This is a genomic window from Pseudalkalibacillus sp. JSM 102089 (assembly GCF_041366475.1).
GTDB classification, from domain to species: domain Bacteria; phylum Bacillota; class Bacilli; order Bacillales; family Guptibacillaceae; genus Guptibacillus; species Guptibacillus hwajinpoensis_B.
This window is the reverse complement of sequence record NZ_JBEWYW010000006.1, coordinates 172,938-191,988: the sequence shown is the minus strand read 5'-3', so window position 1 is coordinate 191,988 and position 19,051 is coordinate 172,938. Positions and strand designations below refer to the sequence as shown.

21 protein-coding genes are annotated in these 19,051 nt (G+C 40.2%); 19 read left to right on the top strand and 2 right to left on the bottom strand.

Annotated features, from left to right (window positions below; translation table 11 throughout):
* The first annotated feature begins 6 nt into the window (after window positions 1–6).
* The 4 genes from ABVF21_RS14850 to allB are packed head-to-tail and all read left to right on the top strand — an operon-like array spanning window position 7 to window position 4,393.
* Window positions 7–1,266 (top strand): Zn-dependent hydrolase, encoded by a 1,260-nt coding sequence (locus tag ABVF21_RS14850; RefSeq protein ID WP_371018496.1) that lies wholly within the window; start codon window positions 7–9, stop codon window positions 1,264–1,266.
* Entirely contained in the window at window positions 1,263–2,045 is a 783-nt protein-coding gene (locus tag ABVF21_RS14845) for a dihydroorotate dehydrogenase electron transfer subunit (protein WP_371018495.1), read from the top strand. The genes ABVF21_RS14850 and ABVF21_RS14845 overlap by 4 nt, the downstream gene beginning before the upstream one ends.
* Complete coding sequence (locus tag ABVF21_RS14840) at window positions 2,042–2,956, top strand: dihydroorotate dehydrogenase (RefSeq protein ID WP_371018493.1); 915 nt, start codon at window positions 2,042–2,044, stop codon at window positions 2,954–2,956. Before ABVF21_RS14845 ends, ABVF21_RS14840 begins: the two co-directional genes overlap by 4 nt.
* Window positions 2,957–2,980: 24 nt before the next feature.
* The gene (allB, locus tag ABVF21_RS14835; RefSeq protein WP_371018492.1) at window positions 2,981–4,393 is read left to right on the top strand and encodes an allantoinase AllB; all 1,413 of its coding nucleotides are present in this window, start codon (window positions 2,981–2,983) and stop codon (window positions 4,391–4,393) included.
* Between the two features lie 183 nt (window positions 4,394–4,576).
* Here the strand turns inward: allB and ABVF21_RS14830 are convergent, their stop codons facing one another.
* A complete protein-coding gene (locus ABVF21_RS14830; RefSeq protein WP_371018491.1) occupies window positions 4,577–4,939 on the bottom strand; it encodes a winged helix-turn-helix transcriptional regulator in 363 nt (120 codons plus the stop codon).
* 173 nt (window positions 4,940–5,112) lie between these two features.
* Here ABVF21_RS14830 and ABVF21_RS14825 point away from each other — a divergent pair, with 173 nt between their 5' ends.
* The 12 genes from ABVF21_RS14825 (at window position 5,113) to ABVF21_RS14770 (ending at window position 16,891) form a co-directional block, all read left to right on the top strand.
* Window positions 5,113–5,508, top strand: coding sequence for a DoxX family protein (locus tag ABVF21_RS14825; RefSeq protein ID WP_371018490.1), 396 nt, complete (start codon window positions 5,113–5,115; stop codon window positions 5,506–5,508).
* Complete coding sequence (locus ABVF21_RS14820; protein WP_371018489.1) at window positions 5,505–5,858, top strand: DoxX family protein; 354 nt, start codon at window positions 5,505–5,507, stop codon at window positions 5,856–5,858. Before ABVF21_RS14825 ends, ABVF21_RS14820 begins: the two co-directional genes overlap by 4 nt.
* Before the next feature lie 380 nt (window positions 5,859–6,238).
* A complete protein-coding gene (locus ABVF21_RS14815) occupies window positions 6,239–7,591 on the top strand; it encodes a DUF2254 domain-containing protein (protein WP_371018488.1) in 1,353 nt (450 codons plus the stop codon).
* Window positions 7,592–7,823: 232 nt separating this feature from the next.
* Window positions 7,824–9,623, top strand: coding sequence for a GAF domain-containing protein (locus tag ABVF21_RS14810; RefSeq protein ID WP_371018487.1), 1,800 nt, complete (start codon window positions 7,824–7,826; stop codon window positions 9,621–9,623).
* 116 nt (window positions 9,624–9,739) lie between these two features.
* Complete coding sequence (locus ABVF21_RS14805; protein WP_371018485.1) at window positions 9,740–11,056, top strand: Zn-dependent hydrolase; 1,317 nt, start codon at window positions 9,740–9,742, stop codon at window positions 11,054–11,056.
* Window positions 11,057–11,068: 12 nt separating this feature from the next.
* The gene (locus tag ABVF21_RS14800; RefSeq protein WP_371018484.1) at window positions 11,069–12,097 is read left to right on the top strand and encodes a TRAP transporter substrate-binding protein; all 1,029 of its coding nucleotides are present in this window, start codon (window positions 11,069–11,071) and stop codon (window positions 12,095–12,097) included.
* A gap of 55 nt (window positions 12,098–12,152) precedes the next feature.
* Window positions 12,153–12,689, top strand: a complete 537-nt coding sequence (locus ABVF21_RS14795; RefSeq protein ID WP_371018483.1) for a TRAP transporter small permease — start codon at window positions 12,153–12,155, stop codon at window positions 12,687–12,689.
* A complete protein-coding gene (locus ABVF21_RS14790) occupies window positions 12,667–13,938 on the top strand; it encodes a TRAP transporter large permease (RefSeq protein ID WP_371018482.1) in 1,272 nt (423 codons plus the stop codon). Before ABVF21_RS14795 ends, ABVF21_RS14790 begins: the two co-directional genes overlap by 23 nt.
* A gap of 379 nt (window positions 13,939–14,317) precedes the next feature.
* On the top strand, window positions 14,318–14,641 hold the full coding sequence (locus ABVF21_RS14785; RefSeq protein WP_371018481.1) for an ArsR/SmtB family transcription factor: 324 nt from the start codon (window positions 14,318–14,320) through the stop codon (window positions 14,639–14,641).
* A gap of 88 nt (window positions 14,642–14,729) precedes the next feature.
* Window positions 14,730–15,614 (top strand): permease, encoded by an 885-nt coding sequence (locus ABVF21_RS14780; RefSeq protein ID WP_371018480.1) that lies wholly within the window; start codon window positions 14,730–14,732, stop codon window positions 15,612–15,614.
* A 13-nt stretch (window positions 15,615–15,627) separates the two neighbouring features.
* The gene (locus ABVF21_RS14775) at window positions 15,628–15,774 is read left to right on the top strand and encodes a hypothetical protein (protein ID WP_303529550.1); all 147 of its coding nucleotides are present in this window, start codon (window positions 15,628–15,630) and stop codon (window positions 15,772–15,774) included.
* 394 nt (window positions 15,775–16,168) lie between these two features.
* The gene (locus tag ABVF21_RS14770; RefSeq protein WP_303529549.1) at window positions 16,169–16,891 is read left to right on the top strand and encodes a DUF421 domain-containing protein; all 723 of its coding nucleotides are present in this window, start codon (window positions 16,169–16,171) and stop codon (window positions 16,889–16,891) included.
* Window positions 16,892–16,968: 77 nt separating this feature from the next.
* On the opposite strand, the gene ABVF21_RS14765 is transcribed toward ABVF21_RS14770, so the two are convergent.
* The gene (locus tag ABVF21_RS14765; RefSeq protein ID WP_303529547.1) at window positions 16,969–17,106 is read right to left on the bottom strand and encodes a hypothetical protein; all 138 of its coding nucleotides are present in this window, start codon (window positions 17,104–17,106) and stop codon (window positions 16,969–16,971) included.
* Between the two features lie 246 nt (window positions 17,107–17,352).
* Between ABVF21_RS14765 and ABVF21_RS14760 the strand changes: the two genes are divergently transcribed.
* The 3 genes from ABVF21_RS14760 to ABVF21_RS14750 are packed head-to-tail and all read left to right on the top strand — an operon-like array spanning window position 17,353 to window position 18,792.
* The gene (locus tag ABVF21_RS14760) at window positions 17,353–18,045 is read left to right on the top strand and encodes a copper homeostasis protein CutC (protein ID WP_371018479.1); all 693 of its coding nucleotides are present in this window, start codon (window positions 17,353–17,355) and stop codon (window positions 18,043–18,045) included.
* Window positions 18,046–18,081: 36 nt separating this feature from the next.
* The gene (locus ABVF21_RS14755; RefSeq protein WP_371018478.1) at window positions 18,082–18,525 is read left to right on the top strand and encodes a hypothetical protein; all 444 of its coding nucleotides are present in this window, start codon (window positions 18,082–18,084) and stop codon (window positions 18,523–18,525) included.
* Window positions 18,526–18,561: 36 nt separating this feature from the next.
* Window positions 18,562–18,792, top strand: a complete 231-nt coding sequence (locus ABVF21_RS14750) for a hypothetical protein (RefSeq protein WP_303529542.1) — start codon at window positions 18,562–18,564, stop codon at window positions 18,790–18,792.
* The last annotated feature ends 259 nt before the right edge of the window (window positions 18,793–19,051 follow it).

The window sequence follows — 19,051 nt, the reverse complement described above, 5'->3', positions numbered from 1 at the left end:
AGGCAAATGCATAGTATTTCTAAAGGAAGGGTTAAAAGGATATTAGATGCGATCAATGCGATTGGGTATACGAAGAATGGTATGGAGCGGTTAGCATTTACGAAAGAAGAACAGGAAGTAAAGAATCTGTTCATTAAACTTTGCTTAGAAGAAAACATGGAAGTCAGAGTTGATGAAGTAGGGAATGTTATTGCGAGAAGAGAGGGGGTAAGAAAGAATGCTCCAGCTGTCGCGATCGGCTCTCATCTCGATACGGTTTATACTGGTGGACAATATGATGGCGTAGCCGGTGTAGTGGCAGGTTTAGAAGTGATCCACCGTTTAAATGATTATCATATAGAGACAGAATTTCCAATTGAAGTGATTGCATTTACAGGTGAAGAATCTGCAAGGTTTGGAATATCTACAATTGGAAGCAAAGCGATGTGTGGTAAACTCCCACTTTCTTCTCTTCATACGTATAAAGATAAGAGTGGCGTTACGTTAACGGATGCGATGCAACAAGCTGGATTAAAGCTAAACGATGTACCGAAAGCGAAGCGAATTCAAAGCGAATTAAAAGCATTCATTGAGTTACACATTGAGCAAGGCCCTGAGTTAGAAATTAAGAGGAAGTCAGTAGCAATTGCTACAGGAATTGCAGCACCAACGAGATTTGCCATTTCTGTAAACGGGATGTCGTCACATTCTGGAGCAACATCGATGGAGCTGAGAAACGATGCGTTAGTTGCCGCATCTCACCTTGTGTTAACAGTTGAAGAAGCAGCTAGAAAAGAATCGGCTTCCAAGACTGTGGCGACGGTAGGTGTCCTAGATGTCTTTCCCGGAGCGATGAATGTGGTCCCGGGAAGAGTTGAATTTCAAGTAGATATAAGAGGCTTGAATCGACAATCGAAGGAAAGAATTGTTGAAGCCTTATTTAGAAGCAGTGCAGTACTAGAGAAAAATAGAGGGGTTACTATAAGGATTGAAAAATTGAGTGATGAACAGCCGGTTTTACTAAACAAAGAAATCCAACAGATGTTGGCTTTATCCTGTGAAGAGGTAAGTATTGATCCGCTCTCTATTCCGAGCGGTGCCGGACACGACGCCATGAATATGGCAGAGCTTTGTCCGACAGGATTAATGTTCATTCCTTCACATAAGGGGATCAGTCATCATCCGTTAGAATATACAAGCATTGATGATCTGATCAAAGGGATTAATGTCCTTGAAAAGGTCATTAGAAGGCTTGCAATGGTTAAAGAAAGGAATGTAGCGACATGAAAAAATATCAGGCAAAAGTCCTTTCAAATAAGCAGGTAAGTAAACGATATTGGCATATGGTTGTTGATACTTCAATGATTCAAACCCCTGTTAAACCTGGTCAATTCTTTCATATACGTTGTGCAGACACTTTCTCACCTTTTTTGCGACGTCCTCTGAGCGTTTATCGAATAAACAAAGAGACGACGGAATTTCTGTATTTGGTTAAAGGTCAAGGGACGATCGCCATGAGTCAGATCAAAGAAGGGGATACCCTGGATTTAATGGGCCCTCTAGGAACAGGCTTTACTCTTGATCAACAAGCTAAAACCATTCTATTAGTCGCGAGAGGTGTAGGGGTTGCAACTTTAGCGGCTGTTGCACAGGCGGCATACAATCAAGGTACACATTGTGTCGCTATCTTATCAGCCAGAACAAAAGAAGACCTACTAGCAGCAGAATTCCTTGAGGGATTTGGGGCTACCGTTTATAAGGTTACTGAAGAAGAATCAACGAGCCACGTCGAACATATCGAGAAGGTTATTTTAAGAGAGATATTTAGTCAATATAAAATCGACTGTATTTACACATGTGGTTCACGCAGGCTGTCTAGACTGTCTCAGAAAGCTGCAAATAAGCATCATATTCAAGGAGAAATTGCTCTTGAAGAACATATGAGCTGTGCAATGGGAGCTTGCTACGCTTGTGTTTGCGATATTCGAGATCAAGAGAAGATAAAGTCAGTGCGGGTATGCATCGAAGGACCTGTGTTTCCATTAGATAAGGTGGTGATGGAATGATTGCACAAAAAAATTTGGAAGTGAAAATTGGAAAGTTGAAGTTAAAAAATCCTGTTATGCCCGCTTCAGGAGCATTTGGAGTAGAGATGGAAGGTGCGGTGGATTTTAATCGATTGGGCGCTATCGTTCCAAAGAGCATCACAAAAAATCCGCAACCAGGTAATGCAAAGCCGAGGGTATGTGAGACAACGGCCGGAATGATTAATTCAATTGGCATTCAGAGCAAAGGGATCGACTATTATTTAAACGAAACGCTTCCCTCTTTTGACAAATATGATTCACCAATCATTGCCAGTGTGTCCGCAGAATCGATCGAAGAATTTGTGGAGATGTCATCGATTATTGGAGCTAATGATCGTGTGAGCGGACTTGAACTTAACATCTCGTGCCCGAATTTGAAGGGGGACGGTAAAGCATTTGGAATGGATGCGGCGATTACAGAAAAGCTTATTTCAGAAGTACGCCAAGTAACCACGAAACCCCTCATTGCGAAGCTTACTCCAAACGTAACGAGTATACAAGAAATCGCTCTGGCAGCTGAACGCGGTGGAGCTGATGGATTAAATGTTGCAAATACGCTTCTCGCAATGGCAATTGACGTTGAGACGAGAAAGCCGTTGATCGGTAATGTGATGGGTGGTTTCTCAGGGCCAGCTGTAAAGCCGGTTATTGTTAGGATGATTTATCAGGTTGCTCAAGTGAGCTCACTTCCGATTATAGGTTGTGGGGGCATAATGAATGGAAGAGATGCGATCGAAATGATGATCGCTGGGGCAAGTGCTGTACAAATAGGCACAGCTAGTTTTATTAATCCTACCGCACTAACCGATATTCTAACAGAAATTGATGAATACATGGATAACCATAACATTAGTGATATTCAAGAGTTGATCGGCTCGGTTGAGGTTTAATGAAAGGAAGAGGAGGGCGCTTAGATGTGGGATTTAAGGATTACGAACGGGACGATAGTAAGTGAATCACAATTGTATAAGGCAAATGTCTATGTGAATGATGGAAAGATCGCAGTGATTACAAATGAGTGGTTTGAGGCCACTGAGGAAATTGATGCAACGGGAAAGCATGTCCTACCAGGCTTAATCGATACACATGTTCATTCTAGAGATCCAGGGCCAACGTATAAAGAAGATTTTGCTCATTCTACAAGAGCGGCAGCTTCTGGAGGAATTACAACTATTTTCGAAATGCCCAACACCACTCCTCCAGTCAACAGTGCCGAGAATTTCGACTTGCAAAATCAAAATTTACAGCAAAAAGCTTATGTCGATTATGGACTTTGGGGAATCTGTCTTGGGCCATTAAACCTCGCTAATATTCAAGATCTTCACAAAAAAGGAGTAATCGGCTTCAAATTCTTCTGGGGATATGCCGTTCATGAAGAAACATATCAGCTTTTGTACAATTATAAACCAGGGATGGAGAATGTAATTGCCCCATTCGATGACGGTGACGTATATGAAATGATGGAAGAAGTGGCGCAAACAGGACAAGTTTTTGCTGTTCATGCTGAAAGTAATGAGCTGATTCAGAAATTAACAGGTCGAATAGAACAACAAGGTGGGCAAACTTACGATGATTTACTGAAAGGTCGCCCGAATGTAGCGGAAGCGCTAACTGTAAGTAAAGGAATCGAAATGGCTAAAGCAAGCGGAGTAAGATTACATATTCTACACGTAAGTAGCGAAGAAGCCGTAGAGGCGGTTAGAATTGCTCAAGGGAGTGGGCATTCGATTACAGTGGAAACGTGTCCACATTACTTATTTCTTTCTAACGAAGATTATGCCGAGATTGGTCCTCAAATGAAGGTCTATCCTCCTGTGAAATATATAAAGGATCAACTGGCCATATGGGATGGTATTGCTGATGGAACGATATCTCATGTTTGTTCAGATCATGCTCCTCACACGGAGGAAGAGAAAGATGGAGATTTGTGGTCTATTCCTGCAGGGATGTGTGGAGTTGAATCTATGACATCGCTCATGTTGAATGCTGTAAATGAAGGAAGAGTTTCGATCAATGATGTAGCAAGACTGCTCTCAGAGGAGCCTGCTAAAATGTTTGGTATTTACCCTGAAAAAGGTGCCATTCAAATAGGAAGCGATGCGGACATTACGATTGTGGATTTACAAAAGGAGTCGACGATAAGGCGGGAAGATTTGCATAGTAAAAGTAAAGTAACCGCTTTTGATGGTTTTGCTGTTAAGGGTATGCCGACTCATACTATCGTGAGAGGTAAGGTCGTTATGAAGGAAGGGGCTATTGTTGGAGAGAAAGGGTATGGTCATTTAATTACTCCTCTGAAAAATCAAGCGGCACTCGCGATTAAGTGAACCAACAGTATTCAATTTACCTGGGGAGTTTAACCATAAATGTGGTGCAAAATCATCAACACCGACGATGATAATGGTTCAACGGATTTATGCCTATACTACAACCATTGCCTGCCTGGATTTCCAGGTGGGCAATGGTTTTGCTTTTACCAGTAACACGTTTACTGTTCATTCACAGCTTTGTTATTTTCCGATTAATTCCTTGCTTTCATTCTCCATTTCATCTAAATGCACTAAATGCGATAATCCCCATTCATGCATGGCAAATAATAATGGCTTTAATCCTTTTCCATATTCAGATATCGAATATTCAACTTTAGGTGGGACGACTGAATAAACTTTGCGCCTCACTATATCGTGGTATTCCAATTCTCTTAATTGTGTGGTTAGCATTTTTTTGGTTACATCAGGAATCAGTTTTTGTAGTTCGCTAAAACGTAGCGTTCCTTTGTCTAGAAGGTGGAAAAGAATGACAGGTTTCCATTTTCCAACAAGGATTTGGAGAGCTGTTTCAACAGTCCTCTTAGTGGTACAGTCATTTGCCATGTTACTTCCTCCTTAGGTATCTTTTTGTATACTAGGAAACATTAATGTGCCTACTTCCTTTAATTCTACTTAGAAATTATTATAACCTTAGTAGTTAAATTGAAACAGAGTTTTTCTGTTACAAATGCACCATAAAATAGTCATACAAAATGAGACAAGGGGGAGTTATTATTATGAAGTGGACTGTTCGAATATTACAAGGGTTATTAGCGGTAGGATTTTTATTATTTGGATTTATGAAAGTTAGTGCAAACCCAATGCAGGTAGATGCATTTAACAATATTTATGGATATGGAACAGCCTTTATGTATATTGTAGGTATTATTGAAATCTTAGCAGCTATTGGATTAATCGTTGGTTATTGGAAGAAAAATTTGGTTCCTATTTTTAGTAGTCTATTAGCGATTGTTATGGCTGGTGCTGTATTCACACACTTGATTGCAGGGCAAGGTTTTGGGGTTGCAATGACGCCATTCATTCTTTTCATTTTAGCGATCATCGTGTTCTATACCCAGAGAAGATTAATAAATATTACTACAGTCGTAAAAAAAGGAGAGGCTAGTCTATGAATATCGCATTGTGGATTGTGCAAATTATTTTAGGATTAGCTTTTATAATGTTTGGTTCAATGAAAGCATTGCAATATGAGAAAGCTAAAGCTAGCCTACCGTGGGTAAAGGATTATTCAAAAGGTTTGATTACATTTATAGGTGTCTCAGAAATGCTCGGAGGATTGGGATTAATTTTACCTTATGCATTGGGTATTGCCCCTATCCTAACACCAATTGCAGCCTATGGACTGGGGCTAGTGATGATTTTAGCAGCTATTTTTCATGCTAAAAGAAAAGAGAATCAGGTAGTCGGCATGAATATCATTTTTCTTGCACTAGCTTTATTTGTGGCGATCTGTCGTTGGTAAAGTGAGTGAAATAGTGGATTAGATGAAAATCGAGAGCAAATGAAACAATATGAAGAGGCGATTATCTTACAAAGATAATCGCTTTTTTTTGTTATTTATAAATGATGTTTTGAATGGTTCGAATTGGATTATAGAAATCATCGTTCACTGAACGGATAAAATAAAGCTTCATAGTGAAATGATCTACAAAAATCACATGGAGGTTTTACAGAGACTTCTAAGTTAAAAATCTAAGAAGATTACGCCTTCTTCTAGATGGAAACAATAAAATCCAGGTTAGTTTACTTATTTGCGGGGTAGTTAGTAGAAGTGTTCAAAACTCTGAAGAATAGAATGGTGATTAAATGGGATTCTTTTACTATATAAAGAAATATTTAAAGATGTCGAGACGTCAGCGGAAAAGTGAATTGAATTCAACCATTTGGTTTATGCCATTTTGGTATATTGTTGGAGCTGTAGGTTTATCTATTTTTACCTATTATCTCGACTATGTTGTGGATGTTAGCTTGTATCTGCCAGTTGGAATTGGCTTTAGTGGTCAGACGCTACAGGTTCTATTGAGTGCACTTGTAGGAGGGGTGCTGACCTTAAGTGCCTTTACACTTAACTCCTTGCTTGTTGCCCTGACGACGTTTAGTGGGCAGTTCTCTTCCAAAATGCTTGTCAACTTCGTTAGTGACCGTGCGACCCAGCACGTACTTGGTATTTTTAACGGAAGTTTTATTTACGTGCTCTTAAACTTCTTATACGTGACGCACGGAGAAGAGGAGTATGTAGTTGCGACGCCTGTTTTATCCATTCTGACAGCTATTACAGCTGCCATAACTTTTATTTATTTTATCAACCATACTGCTACGTGGATGCAAGTTCATAATATCAGTTTCAATATGAATGCTAAGTCAAAATTAGTGCAGGCTTCTCTTGAAGAAGAATTAAAGCCTTATCACCTTGAGAAGGAAGTAGAGAAGGAAGACATTCCTTCAGATCCTGATGGAAAAGTTATCAAAACCAACCAATCTGGTTATCTTCAAGTCGCTGACTTTTCTAGGTTGATTAAACTAGCGAATAGAGACGACGTTCTCCTCAGGTTCGATGTTAGGATTGGAGAATTCGTCATAGCAGGCACACCACTGCTTACTTATTGGGAACATGGACAAGTGATGAATCCAGACCGCTACTTGAAATCCATTGAAATCGGGGTCAAACAAACAGAGATTCAAGATCTGGAATATGGTCTTATTAAGCTTGCCGAATTAGCTATTAAGGCTTTGGGTCACAATGATCCGCTTACGGTGACGAATACCATTCATCAGATTGCTGATTTGCTGAATAGTATTGGCAAATCTAAGAATTTCTCACCCTACCTTTTTGATCAGGAAAAGAAGCTTCGGATTATCTTAAATCAAAAAGATTTTAGTTACTACCTTCACAAAGGATTTGCTTCCATTCGTGAATATGCCAACCAGAACACAACAATTATAACGGCGCTTTTAACGATGATAGCACAGCTAAGTAAAACAATGGATGAGGAAGCACACAAAGATCTATGGGAATTTGCCCGCCAGACGATTTTAGGGTTTGATAACTACAGCCTGTACGAAAATGATTGTCTTCACATTTTAGAGCCTTTATCCGTACTTGCTAAAAAGACGGGTAATGAGAAGGATTATCTGTTTCTGCTTGAATATATGCTGGAGCGGGTTAGTTCGAAGAGTGCTGCTAAGATGCCTTAAGCTAATATGAAAATATAGTTTAGTGTTTAATAAAATAATCATAAGAATAGAGCTTAGAACGGCATTTTCGCCTCTAAGCTCTATTTGTTGTATTTTCAATCCCAGATGAGATGAAAGATCACTTCTGGGTTTTTGTCAAAAAAACTCGATTTTTCTTTATTTTTTGATTCTTTTTATCATTCTCTTATGATAATCTACTAGTTATAGTTTTATTGGGAAGGCGGTTGAAGGGATGAATACAGAGAAAAAATTAATGAGTTTGATTAACTCGATGCAAGTGTTAAGTTCCACACTCGATCTTGATGAGGTACTTCATCAGTTAATTAATGAGGTGCTTAGTGTGATTGAAGGGGCGAATGCGAGTATTCTTTTTTTATATGATGAAAATTTAAATAAGCTGTATGCCAAAACCGCTGTTGGATTTGATATGAACCATATGAGTGCCGTTAAGCTTTCTCCAGGTGAGGGAATGAGTGGGCAAACGTTTCTCTCTGGTAAAGGGAGGATTTTCTCAAGACGGGAAGACACGCAGCAAGGGATGAGTAATATTACTCCTGAAACGAAAGAGATTTATGCGAAGTCTCTCGGAGAATTGGCCTATCCAACGAGTACGCTATGTGTTCCATTGATTTCAAAAGGGAAGTGCATAGGGGTTTTGACAGTTGACATCTTTGGTAAAAACGTAGTGTTCAATAATGATGATTTAAAGCTGCTTGAAACGTTCGCTACACAGGCTTCTATTGCGGTTGAAAATGCGATGCTGTTTTCTCAAAATGAACGCTCCACGAAGATTCACGAGGAGTTATCGAAAGTCTCTCTTTCGCAAGGTGGATTAACTGAAATCACTGAAACGCTCGGGCACTTAGTGAAGAAAGATGTGGCGATTTATAATGAATTCTTTGATGTTCTTGGTGCTTGTTCCCCTAAATGCGAAGAGATGGCAAGGCAGATGATTACTCATGGTGAATCTTACTTACATGATGCGATGGATCGAGTAGGTTTCTCCTTCTATCCCGTTCATTCTCTTGAAGGTATTAAAGGGATTTATTGTTTCCCAATTCGCACAGATACGTTTGTGATTGGTTTATTAACTGTATTTATGCGAGAAGAAATCGTCCTTGATCCTCTTGACCGAGTTGCCATTGAACAGGCGAATACGATCTTCGCTCTTGAGATGAGTCGACAGGAGCGAATCTTATTTAATGACTTCACTTACTCAGGATATATCCTCGATCAACTACTTAATCATTCATCTGATAAGCTACCATACAAAAAGCTAGCAAAGCTTAATATAAATGAGAGCCACAACCAATTCATTGTGGCAATGATATCGATTAATGATTCCAGCTTATCTCTAAATGTTGCCAGTCAAAGGAAGCAACAGCTCTATCGGCTCATCTATCGTTCTCTTTCTCGCTTCGAATATAAAACGCTCGTGTTAGATAAGAACACGGAAATGACATTACTGTTTATTTTGCCTGAACATGCGACTGAAAAAGAGGGACTGGATCGTTTAAAAGAATTGTTTGCAAGTTTAAATGAAGCATCCTCCAAAACCCTTTCTCTGTCGTTGCGAGCTGGTTTAGGACGTGTGACAGGTGAACTTCATGGTGTGAAAACTTCTTATCGAGACGCGAGGCGATGTGTTCAATATATGCAAACTGCGACGAGTCAGAAAGAAATTCTTTCCTATGATGAGCTTGGTCCGTATCGTTTGATCATGCGAACAGATAAAGATGAATTAGAAGATTACGTCTATGACATTCTCGGCCCCATCTTAAATTATGATCAAAAAAACCAAACTGAACTATTTAAGACGTTAAAAGTTTTTCTAGAATGTAACCAAAATATGACAAGCAGTGCAAGTCAGTTATATGTGCATACCAATACAATCAAATATCGGCTGAACACAATGAAAGAAATTTTAGCGGTTACTTCATTAGAAGGGCGGATGCTCTTTGATCTTCAGCTTGGGATCTACATTTGTGAATACTTAGGTATTTGTGGGAATCCAACAAACGGTGAAGAATAGTTTTGTCGGTGAACTATATTTTTAAATTTACAGAATTATTTTATAATTAGTACTATTAAATTGGTTTTCATCACTTTACTTTATTAAAGTAATAGTAGGAAGAAAGGGGCGTGACAATGAAATTCATACCTCATCACTCGATGAATCTCGAACAAGAACTCCTTGAAACTTTTGGACAATCAAATTGGGATTCTGGTGTAGACGGTAGAAGGCTTGCAACAAGATTTAGCGCCATCTCACAAATTGGAAGAACAGAAGAGGGTGGATCAAGAAGAATCGGATTTACTAAAGAAGAGCAATTTGCTAAGAAAGTTGTGGCAGGGTGGATGGAAGAAGCGGGGCTAGAGGTGACGGTGGATGGAGCGGGAAACGTATTTGGGAAGCTTGAAGGAACAGATTCCGCTGCTATTATCCAATCAGGATCTCACGTAGATACGGTACCAAATGGTGGTCATTTTGACGGTGTGCTAGGTGTTCTTGCAGCGATTGAGGTCGCACAAGCCTGGAAGGATACAGGATATCGTCCGAGGCACAGCTTTGAAGTAGCTGTTTTCTCTGATGAGGAAGGGGCACGTTTTCATAGTGGAGTGACAGGCAGCCGAGCCATGGCTGGGGAATTGAATCGAGACGTGCAGCGAGCATTAGAAGATGAGCACGGTCGTTCCTTTGAAAATGTGTTAGAAGATAACAACTTATCCCTTAATGGTTCTATAGAGGCAAAGCGTGACTTATCAGCGCTTAAAGCGTTTGTCGAAGTACATATTGAACAAGGAAAACAGCTCGAAAAGAATAATCTTCCATACGGTATTGTAAGTGGCATTGCGGGTCCATGCTGGCTGGAGGTTACGTTTAAAGGGGAAGCGGGTCATGCCGGTAATACACCGATGAATGATCGAAGCGATGCGTTAGTAACAGCCTCTTCCTTTGTTGAAAAAGTTTCAACTCTACCGAGACAAGTGAGTGAGACAGCGGTAGCGACAGTAGGGAAAATGATGGTGTCGCCTGGGGGAGTTAACGTGATTCCTGGGCAAGTGAAGGTAACCGTTGATATTCGTGATATTGATGAGGTGCAGCGAGACGAGCTTGTGACTTTGATACAAAGAACGGCTGAACAAGTTGCAAACGCTCATCAAGCAGAGTTAGAAATCATGGAATCGATTCGCGTTAAGCCTGTTCCTGTTGATCCTCAGTTATATCTATTAGCAGGTAAAGCGATGGAAATGGCGTCTGGACTCGATCCATTTTACCTTGCAAGTGGTGCTGGGCATGATGCGATGATTATTGGTAAGTATGTTCCAATGGTTATGTTCTTTACAAGAAGTCGAAAAGGGGTAAGTCATAGTCCGCTAGAATGGTCGTCTTTAGAAGATTGCGTTGAAACGATTCATGCTTTAAAGATTTTCATTGAAGAGTTGGATCAGAATGAATCATAGGGGGAAGGTACGATGAAAATGAAGAAAATACTCGGAACGGGACTATTAGCGATTGTTCTAGCTACAACTGCTGCATGTGGAAATGGAGAAGAATCTTCAGGCGGTAGTGAAAAGACGTATGAATGGAAGATTGGCTGGAATTCAGGAGAAGATGAGACCGCTCGCGGGGAAGCGGCGAAGGCTTTTCGTGACTATGTGGAAGAAGAGTCCGATGGTCGAATTAGTATCGAGTTCTTCCCAAATGAAACATATGGAACAGCACAGGAAATGATTGAAGCTGTTCAGGTTGGTGCCCTTGATATGCAAATCGCAGGAGCGAATATGATGGCGAACATAGTTCCTGAATATGCGACGCTGTCTCTTCCTTTTCTTACAGAAGGTAGCGAAGAAGCTTATGCGGTGTTAGATGGTGAAATAGGTGATGATTTAAAATCCCTGGGAGAAGAACATAGCTTCAAAGTTTTGAATGATGTAGATTTAGGATTTGCACAAATTACGAATAATGTACGTCCTATTGAAACGCCTGAAGATCTGAAGGGGATTAAGATGCGTGCACCTAACGATGTTAGCTTAATTGAAACGTTTAAAGCATTCGGTAGCTCCGTTTCCACCATGGCGTACACGGAAATTTACAATGGTTTATCTCAAGGTGTAATTGATGGACAGTTCAACCCTCTTCTCCACATTTTCGACCAAAATATGGACGAGGTACAAGACTACCTGGCGATTACAAACCACACGTATTACTATGCCTATTTTATTATGAACAAAGGAACGTTTGATGGGCTTGATCCTGAACTTCAAGAGATTGTGATGGAAGGGTCTGAGAAAGCGCGAGATGCTTCTCGAGAATTCACTCAAGAAAATGATGAGAAATATTTAGAGGAAGCCGAATCGGCGTTTGAAGAAATCACATATCCTGAATTGGAGCCTTTCCAGAAAGCCGTTGAACCTGTTTATACGGAAATGGAAGATGTAATGGGTGAAAAAATCATTACAGATATGCAAACCTTCGTTGAAGAGTATCGTGCAGAACAATAAGATTTCTGGATGAGGCCTGGAGCAGGCCTCTTCTTTTTTCTAAAGGGGGATTCACATGTTAAAGGAAAAGCAAAATCTGTTTTCTGGCATCATCTCTGCAATTACAAAAACAATTGATCTTGTCTCAGGCCTGATGATGGTTTTGCTTACGCTCGTTGTATTTGGAGAAGTCCTTAGTCGTTATGTGTTTAATTTTCCACTTGTCTTCACGACTGAGCTTACGAGCTTATTGTTTCCATGGCTTATTTTTCTTGGAGCAGTTACCGTGACGAGAAACGAAGATCACCTAGCGATAACAGTATTGCGCGATAAAATGCCGATATTGGGTCAAAAAATCGCTTATGTGTTAGCTAGGTTAGTCATGCTCTATTTTTCTTTCTATATGGTGATTTCAAGCTATGGCATTTCGAGAACGGTGGCAGGACAGCCTCTACCGATTTTACGTATCTCAAAGGGATGGCTATATGCTTCGGTCACAGTATCATTCATTCTTATTATCGTCATTCTAATTTATCAAATCGGACTTGTGTTAACAAACAAAGTTAGCGTGACGAAAGAGGAGGTGCCACATGATTTGGATTATGATCTTTAGTTTCTTTATACTTCTCCTCTTCGGTGTGCCAATCGCATTTTCTATGGGCGCTTCTGCCCTACTGTACATAATGGTTGCGGGGATACCAATTGAAATGTTTGCTCAGCGTTTCTTCTCAAATACGCAGTCCTTCGCTTTTCTTGCGATCCCGTTCTTTATTCTCGCTGGAAACCTAATGATTCATGGAAATATTGCTCAGCGTATTATCAACGTTGCCAACTCAATGGTACGTCAGCTTCCGGGTGGCCTTGCATGTGTCTCGGTCGTGACGAGTATGGGTATGGCGGGTGTCTCAGGCTCTTCCGTAGCAGATGCTGCTTCAACGGGGAGCGTGCTTATTCCTGAAATGAAACGGAAAGGCTATACACCAGCCTTCGCAGCGGCTATCAACGCTTCAAGCTCAGTTGTCGGGATTATCATTCCACCAAGTAGTACGATGATTATTATCGCATGGCTTGCAGATCAATCGGTCGGAAAAATGTTCCTTGCAGGCGTCATTCCAGGTATTTTAATTGGACTTATTTATCTTGTTACGACCGTTGTGATCTCCGTTAAACGTGGATATCCTCGTGAAGACAAGCCTACGTTAAAAGAGTTTTTCAGTAGCATTAGAATAGCGTCGTGGGCACTTCTTCTTCCGGTCTTCTTGATTGGTGCGATTATTTTTGGGATTGCTACTGCAACAGAAGCCGCAGCTCTTGCTGTCGTATATGCATTTCTTATTGGACTCTTTATTTACCGAAGCTTAACGCTGAAAAATATCATTGCGTCTATCAAGGATACGGTTTACGGGACGAGCGTCGTCATGATTACCGTCTGTGCCTCTATGATTTTTACATGGGTACTCATCTCAGAAGGAATTCCAAAACTAATTGCTAATGCGCTCCTTGGCTTTGGTCTCCCGGATTGGGCGCTTCTTCTTGTGCTAGTGGCGATCATGTTAGTAGCCGGAATGGTAATGGAGCTTGTGCCAAATCTATTTCTATTCATTCCAATTTTCTTCCCTATTGCGACAGATATAGGAATGGATCCGATTCAATTCTCGATCGTTATGCTTGTTTCACTAGCACTTGGTTTGTTTACGCCACCTGTTGGATCAACCTTATTTATCTCTTGTTACCTTGCGAAGGTAGGTATTGAAAAAACGATAAAAGACATCCTGCCGTTTTTCTTCGCAGGCATTGTGATTGTTTTGCTCGTTACTTATATTCCATCTCTAACGCTTTGGTTGCCTGAGCTGTTTGAGTAAAGGAAATTATTGGATACAAATGAGAAAAGGACTTATCCGTAGAAGCGGGTAAGTCCTTTTCTCATTTGTTTTGAAAGTACTGCCTTCCCCATAATTGTGCGGGTGACAGGCACCCGCAACAATTCACTGATGAAATGAGCTTTTAGACAAGTAGATGGATTCTTGAGATGGTTGTCATGGTAATGAGTTGGGTTTCGAGTAGCGGGAAATGTGTTCACGTATACTTGAATAATTTTCGGATGAATTATAGGAAGTGTTCAAACAATGAATGTGATAGTGATGAATCATAAATCAAAAAAAATTGATATATTAATTGACGATACTTTGTTGAAATAGTAGAATATTATACATCAAGAAAAATTGATATAAGGAGAAGGATATGGAAACATTCAACGCGAAATCGACTCATCAAGAAGAAGTAAGCTTTGAAGATTATGAACAGAAATTCAAAGCTTTAGCCGACCAACTGCGATTAAAAATCATGTATGAATTAAATCAAAAAGGACAGCTTTGCGTATGCGATTTAACTGAGGTTGTAGGACTTTCACAATCCAAATTGTCTTATCATCTTAAGATTTTACTTGATGCTGGATTCATCACCAGAGAGAAGATTGGTACTTGGAATTATTATCAATTGCATGATTCAGGTGTGAAGGCCATTTTGTCTGATGAGCTATGCTGTATTTTTTACCCTAGAAGCTAATGCTAAGGGTAAAATTTTTGAGGTATACATCAAAAAAAATTGATTTAATGTACACGAACTTATAATTCATTGAAAGAAGGAGATTCAGGTGATTGATTTGTTAGGTTTTCTTAAAACGTTCTTAACTTTGTTTGTTGAATTAACAGCTTTGTTTATTGTTATTAGTTTTCTAGTTAGCTTGCTTCAACAAAAAGTGACAGAAGATAAGATTAAGAGAGTTCTTGAGCGCCCTAATAAGTGGAGTGGTTATTTCTATGGCACTGGATTAGGCGCATTAACACCTTTTTGTTCCTGCTCTACGATTCCTATTTTAGCGGGATTACTATCTTCGAAAGCCCCGTTTGGCCCGTCGATGTCTTTTCTCATTGCATCTCCATTACTTAATCCTGTTATCGTTATTTTATTGTGGACGTTACTCGGGTGGGAACTAACGCTTTATTATATTGTGATCGTAGGTCTTTTTTCGATTTTAATTGGCGTAGTATGGGAAGCCCTTGGACTTCATAACTCTGTTAAAAATGTGAAGGTCCGTAAGCACCAGAGCGACCAGAAGCAGGAAGCTGTGCCGAAGTGGAAGATTGCTCTTCAAGATGCATGGGCGTTTTTCTATCCAGTTCTTCCGTTTTTAGTAATAGGCGTCTTCATAGGGGCTTTCATCTATGACTTTGTTCCTCAGGATGTTATCGCTAGGTATGCAGGTGGAGATCAGCTTTGGACGATTCCGGTTGCTTCTATATTAGGAGTTCCCATGTATATTCGAGCAGAGGCGATTCTTCCGATTGGAGATGCGCTCGTAAGCAAAGGAATGGGAATTGGTGCCGTTATTGCCCTCTTAATAGGTGGAGCTGGTGCAAGTATTCCAGAAGTTGTGCTATTGAACAAACTGTTCAAACCAAAGCTCGTTATTGCGTTCGTCTTTTCCATATTAGTTGTAGCTACTACTACAGGATTGATCGTTCAAACCGTACTATAAAGGAGGTGATCAAGTGGGTGAAAAAAAGAGAGGACTAAAAAAACTATTCTCTAAACCTAAAAAAGACTGTTGCAGTGTTGAATTCGAGGAAGTGAAATCGAATGAAGAACCTAAAGGGTGTGACACTGTCGAGAAGGAAGAAAAGTCAGAAGTCAAATAGAAGGATAATTACCTGCTTTATTTTTCTAAAGGGCTTCTCCTTGAAGCTCTTTTTTTTTTGAATCAAGCTCATAAACATATTGGATAAAGAGTTCATTATTAATGAAAGGAGTAGTTTGTTTTAATTATTCATCATGCTAGTACTAGTCCGCTAAGCAAAGAATATTTTAAGTCCAATAATCAGGATTGTTCCAGATCGCTTTTTGGGAAATTTCTTTGGACTGATTGACTGGTGACAGGCACCTGCGAAAACCGCGATGGTCTACTTTGGAACAAGAGACAACACTATATTGTCTCTTGTTCCATTAGTCTTACCTTATTAATCCACTAGTGACGTATTGCGCTCTTTACCTTCTGGTTATAATGATCCTATTAGTGAGAAAGAGGTGGGTCTTATGGATATATTGATGGATGCCTTGAAGGTTATCTTCCGGATAGTAACGATTCTTCCGTTCATGCTCGCCATCGGACTCTATATGGGGAAGCGGTCTATTGGAGAGCTTCCTGTATTTGATTTTCTCGTCGTTCTAGTGTTTGGGGCTGTGGTAGGTGCGGATATCGCTGACCCAGAGATAGAACATATTCACACGGTGATCGCGATGATTGCGATCGGGTTGCTACAGAAGTTGATTTCAAGGATAAAGATAAAGCATCAGAAGATAGGAAAACTTCTTACGTTCGAGCCTACCGTTGTGATGTACAATGGAAAATTCCTTAAAGATAACATGAAGCAGATTCAATATTCGATTGATAATGTCCTTCAGATGCTTCGAGAAAAGGACGTTTTCCATACAGAAGATGTTGAGCTTGCCATTGTAGAGGCAAATGGAAGACTTAGTGTGAAGTTATACCCAAGTAAAGAGAGTGTTGTTCGTGAAGATATGGCGATCGAGAAGCAGATGAATGATTTTGAGATTCCTGTTATTTTGGATGGGCGAGTACAGAAGGATATCTTGCAGCGCTTAGGTCATACGGAAGCGTGGTTAATGGATCAGCTTGAAAAAAGAGGGGAGCCTGCTGCATCTTCGTTATTTTACGCCGGAGTTAATGCGAAGCATGAGTTAGTTATTTCTAGGAAGGATCAAGCGTCAAATCATGTTCCGCCTTTTCGGCACTGAGCAAAGGGAGCGGCGACCATTCCAAGAGGTGTGGATAGAAGCTACATAAAGAAACTCAGGCGTACGCCTGAGTTTCTTTATGATTTCCGCTTTGATTTGGTTTCTGCAGGACGACCAGCTTGGTCATCTTGAGAAGGAGCCAGATCGGCTTCATTCGTGTACGATTTCTTACTAGCAAAAGGTTGATTAGCGTATTGCTTCTTGTTAAGTTTCATTTGAATCACCCCTGGTTGTTAGAGTGTCTAATAGGAGCGAAACTATACAAGTAGCTTAATCGACAAGTAATGACATGAATCGGGTGGTGACAGGCACTAGCGCACTAGCGCACTACTCGCGAACTTGCGCGAATTCGCCAAAACCCCGTGCATCCTTAAATGGAAAAAGCTATGATGATAGTGGAACATTTAATTTCAGTGAGAACGATACAAAAACATCGAGTGAATCAGATAGGAGATGGAGAAATGATCGAAGTAATCGTACAAAACAGAGAAGAAGCAATCGAGGCAGAAGCCTTTGGAGCAGGTCGAGTAGAACTTGTAACAGGGATTGAAGCTGGAGGTTTAACGCCGAGTTATGGAACGATAAAATCGGTATTAAACAGTGTTACGATTCCTGTTCAGGTGATGATTCGACCTAACGGGTATAGCCACTGCTACAGCGAAGAGGAGAAAGAGGTTATTCTTGAAGATATCCGCATCTTAAGTGAACTCGGAGGCAAGAGGATTGTTATCGGAGGAATTACGAAGGATCATACCATTGACGAAGAGTTACTTGAAACAATCATTCAGCAGCAACCGGATATCGACATCACCTTTCATCGAGCGTTCGAAGAACTCTCTTCTCAAAAAGAAGGGTATAAAACCCTCGCTCAATACCCAAATGTGAAGCGAATTCTTACATCCGGTGCCAATCAGGAAGGGCAAGAACGGATCTCTCAGCTTCAAGAGCTTGTGCGCTACTCGGCGGAAGAAAGTATTCCAACGATCATGCCAGGATCAGGGCTGTCACTCGCTACTATTGAGAGCATTCACCAAGCGGTGCAAGCAGAAGAATATCATTTTGGTAAAGGCGTAAGAGTGGGAGAAGATTTTTCAAATCACTTTAGTGAAAAATCGATTAAATTGATTGAACAGGTGCTAAACAAAAGGAAGTAATCGTGGTTCATTAAATGCAAGAAGGGGTTCATACATATGCTTCTCAGCAAATTCAAAACAGCACTGCTGACCGCCCTAATCACGTGGGTATTCGGCATTGTTTTAACAACGGTAGGGGGTCTCATCTATCTACTGAGCGGGGGAGACGGGGATATTTCTGTCGCTATTGGTGGTGCTTTTTTAATGATTATTTATCTGCTACCGTTCCTATTAGTAGTAGGAATTGCGATTTCAATCGCCTCTGATGAGCTCACACGCGAAAGTAATCGCCGGAAGCGATATGCCTATATCATCCATGTCGGCCTCGGGATCATGCTATTCTCGTTTATCTTCCCGATTACAAATGTAGTAACGGACTTAGGTTATTTCATAAGTACGCTTCCCTGGCTGTTAACCGTGATTTTTACCGCTTCAGTCTTTTGGAAATTTGATGAAAAGGCAAAGGGAACGTTAGCGCGTACTTCTTTCGAGGTTTCGTAAACTCAATACAACATGTCAAGGAAAGGTGATGAGCAAATGGATGACGCAAAATGGAAACAGAAAGAAAAATGGAATGTGACGGTGCTTGTGGTTTTAGTCTTCCTATCATTCCTTTTTCAAGTCTCGATCGTTTATGGCTTCTTAGGCTATGCTATCTATTTGTTCATCAGCTACTTTTTCTTTTATAAACCAATACGAATGTGGGATGTTGTTTTTTATTTAGGTATGGTTATTGCTTTATTTATTGCGGTTAAATTAACCACTTAGTGCTGATAATGTAAACACTGATCTTCTCACTAGAAAAACTGTAGCAAAAGGATTTATCGTTCCGATCAGGATTCGGCAATCGATGCTTTAAGTTTCAATATTCTAAAAATATTTAAGAAACCGGTTTACAAATTTTTAGAATAATGTTGCTTTTCAAACGATATACTCTTATAATCAGTTTATGAAAACGCTTTACTTTGATGTGAATCGTTCATTTTTTTATCTATTTAGGAAACCGGTTTCCAAGCGTTTTTAAAAT

Coding starts and splice junctions, on each gene's coding strand:
- ABVF21_RS14850 (WP_371018496.1), top strand. CDS start 7: ATGCATAGTATTTCTAAAGGAAGGGTTAAAAGGATATTAGATGCGATC.
- ABVF21_RS14845 (WP_371018495.1), top strand. CDS start 1,263: ATGAAAAAATATCAGGCAAAAGTCCTTTCAAATAAGCAGGTAAGTAAA.
- ABVF21_RS14840 (WP_371018493.1), top strand. CDS start 2,042: ATGATTGCACAAAAAAATTTGGAAGTGAAAATTGGAAAGTTGAAGTTA.
- allB (WP_371018492.1), top strand. CDS start 2,981: ATGTGGGATTTAAGGATTACGAACGGGACGATAGTAAGTGAATCACAA.
- ABVF21_RS14830 (WP_371018491.1), bottom strand. CDS start 4,939: ATGGCAAATGACTGTACCACTAAGAGGACTGTTGAAACAGCTCTCCAA.
- ABVF21_RS14825 (WP_371018490.1), top strand. CDS start 5,113: ATGAAGTGGACTGTTCGAATATTACAAGGGTTATTAGCGGTAGGATTT.
- ABVF21_RS14820 (WP_371018489.1), top strand. CDS start 5,505: ATGAATATCGCATTGTGGATTGTGCAAATTATTTTAGGATTAGCTTTT.
- ABVF21_RS14815 (WP_371018488.1), top strand. CDS start 6,239: ATGTCGAGACGTCAGCGGAAAAGTGAATTGAATTCAACCATTTGGTTT.
- ABVF21_RS14810 (WP_371018487.1), top strand. CDS start 7,824: ATGAATACAGAGAAAAAATTAATGAGTTTGATTAACTCGATGCAAGTG.
- ABVF21_RS14805 (WP_371018485.1), top strand. CDS start 9,740: ATGAAATTCATACCTCATCACTCGATGAATCTCGAACAAGAACTCCTT.
- ABVF21_RS14800 (WP_371018484.1), top strand. CDS start 11,069: ATGAAAATGAAGAAAATACTCGGAACGGGACTATTAGCGATTGTTCTA.
- ABVF21_RS14795 (WP_371018483.1), top strand. CDS start 12,153: ATGTTAAAGGAAAAGCAAAATCTGTTTTCTGGCATCATCTCTGCAATT.
- ABVF21_RS14790 (WP_371018482.1), top strand. CDS start 12,667: ATGATTTGGATTATGATCTTTAGTTTCTTTATACTTCTCCTCTTCGGT.
- ABVF21_RS14785 (WP_371018481.1), top strand. CDS start 14,318: ATGGAAACATTCAACGCGAAATCGACTCATCAAGAAGAAGTAAGCTTT.
- ABVF21_RS14770 (WP_303529549.1), top strand. CDS start 16,169: ATGGATATATTGATGGATGCCTTGAAGGTTATCTTCCGGATAGTAACG.
- ABVF21_RS14765 (WP_303529547.1), bottom strand. CDS start 17,106: ATGAAACTTAACAAGAAGCAATACGCTAATCAACCTTTTGCTAGTAAG.
- ABVF21_RS14760 (WP_371018479.1), top strand. CDS start 17,353: ATGATCGAAGTAATCGTACAAAACAGAGAAGAAGCAATCGAGGCAGAA.
- ABVF21_RS14755 (WP_371018478.1), top strand. CDS start 18,082: ATGCTTCTCAGCAAATTCAAAACAGCACTGCTGACCGCCCTAATCACG.
- ABVF21_RS14750 (WP_303529542.1), top strand. CDS start 18,562: ATGGATGACGCAAAATGGAAACAGAAAGAAAAATGGAATGTGACGGTG.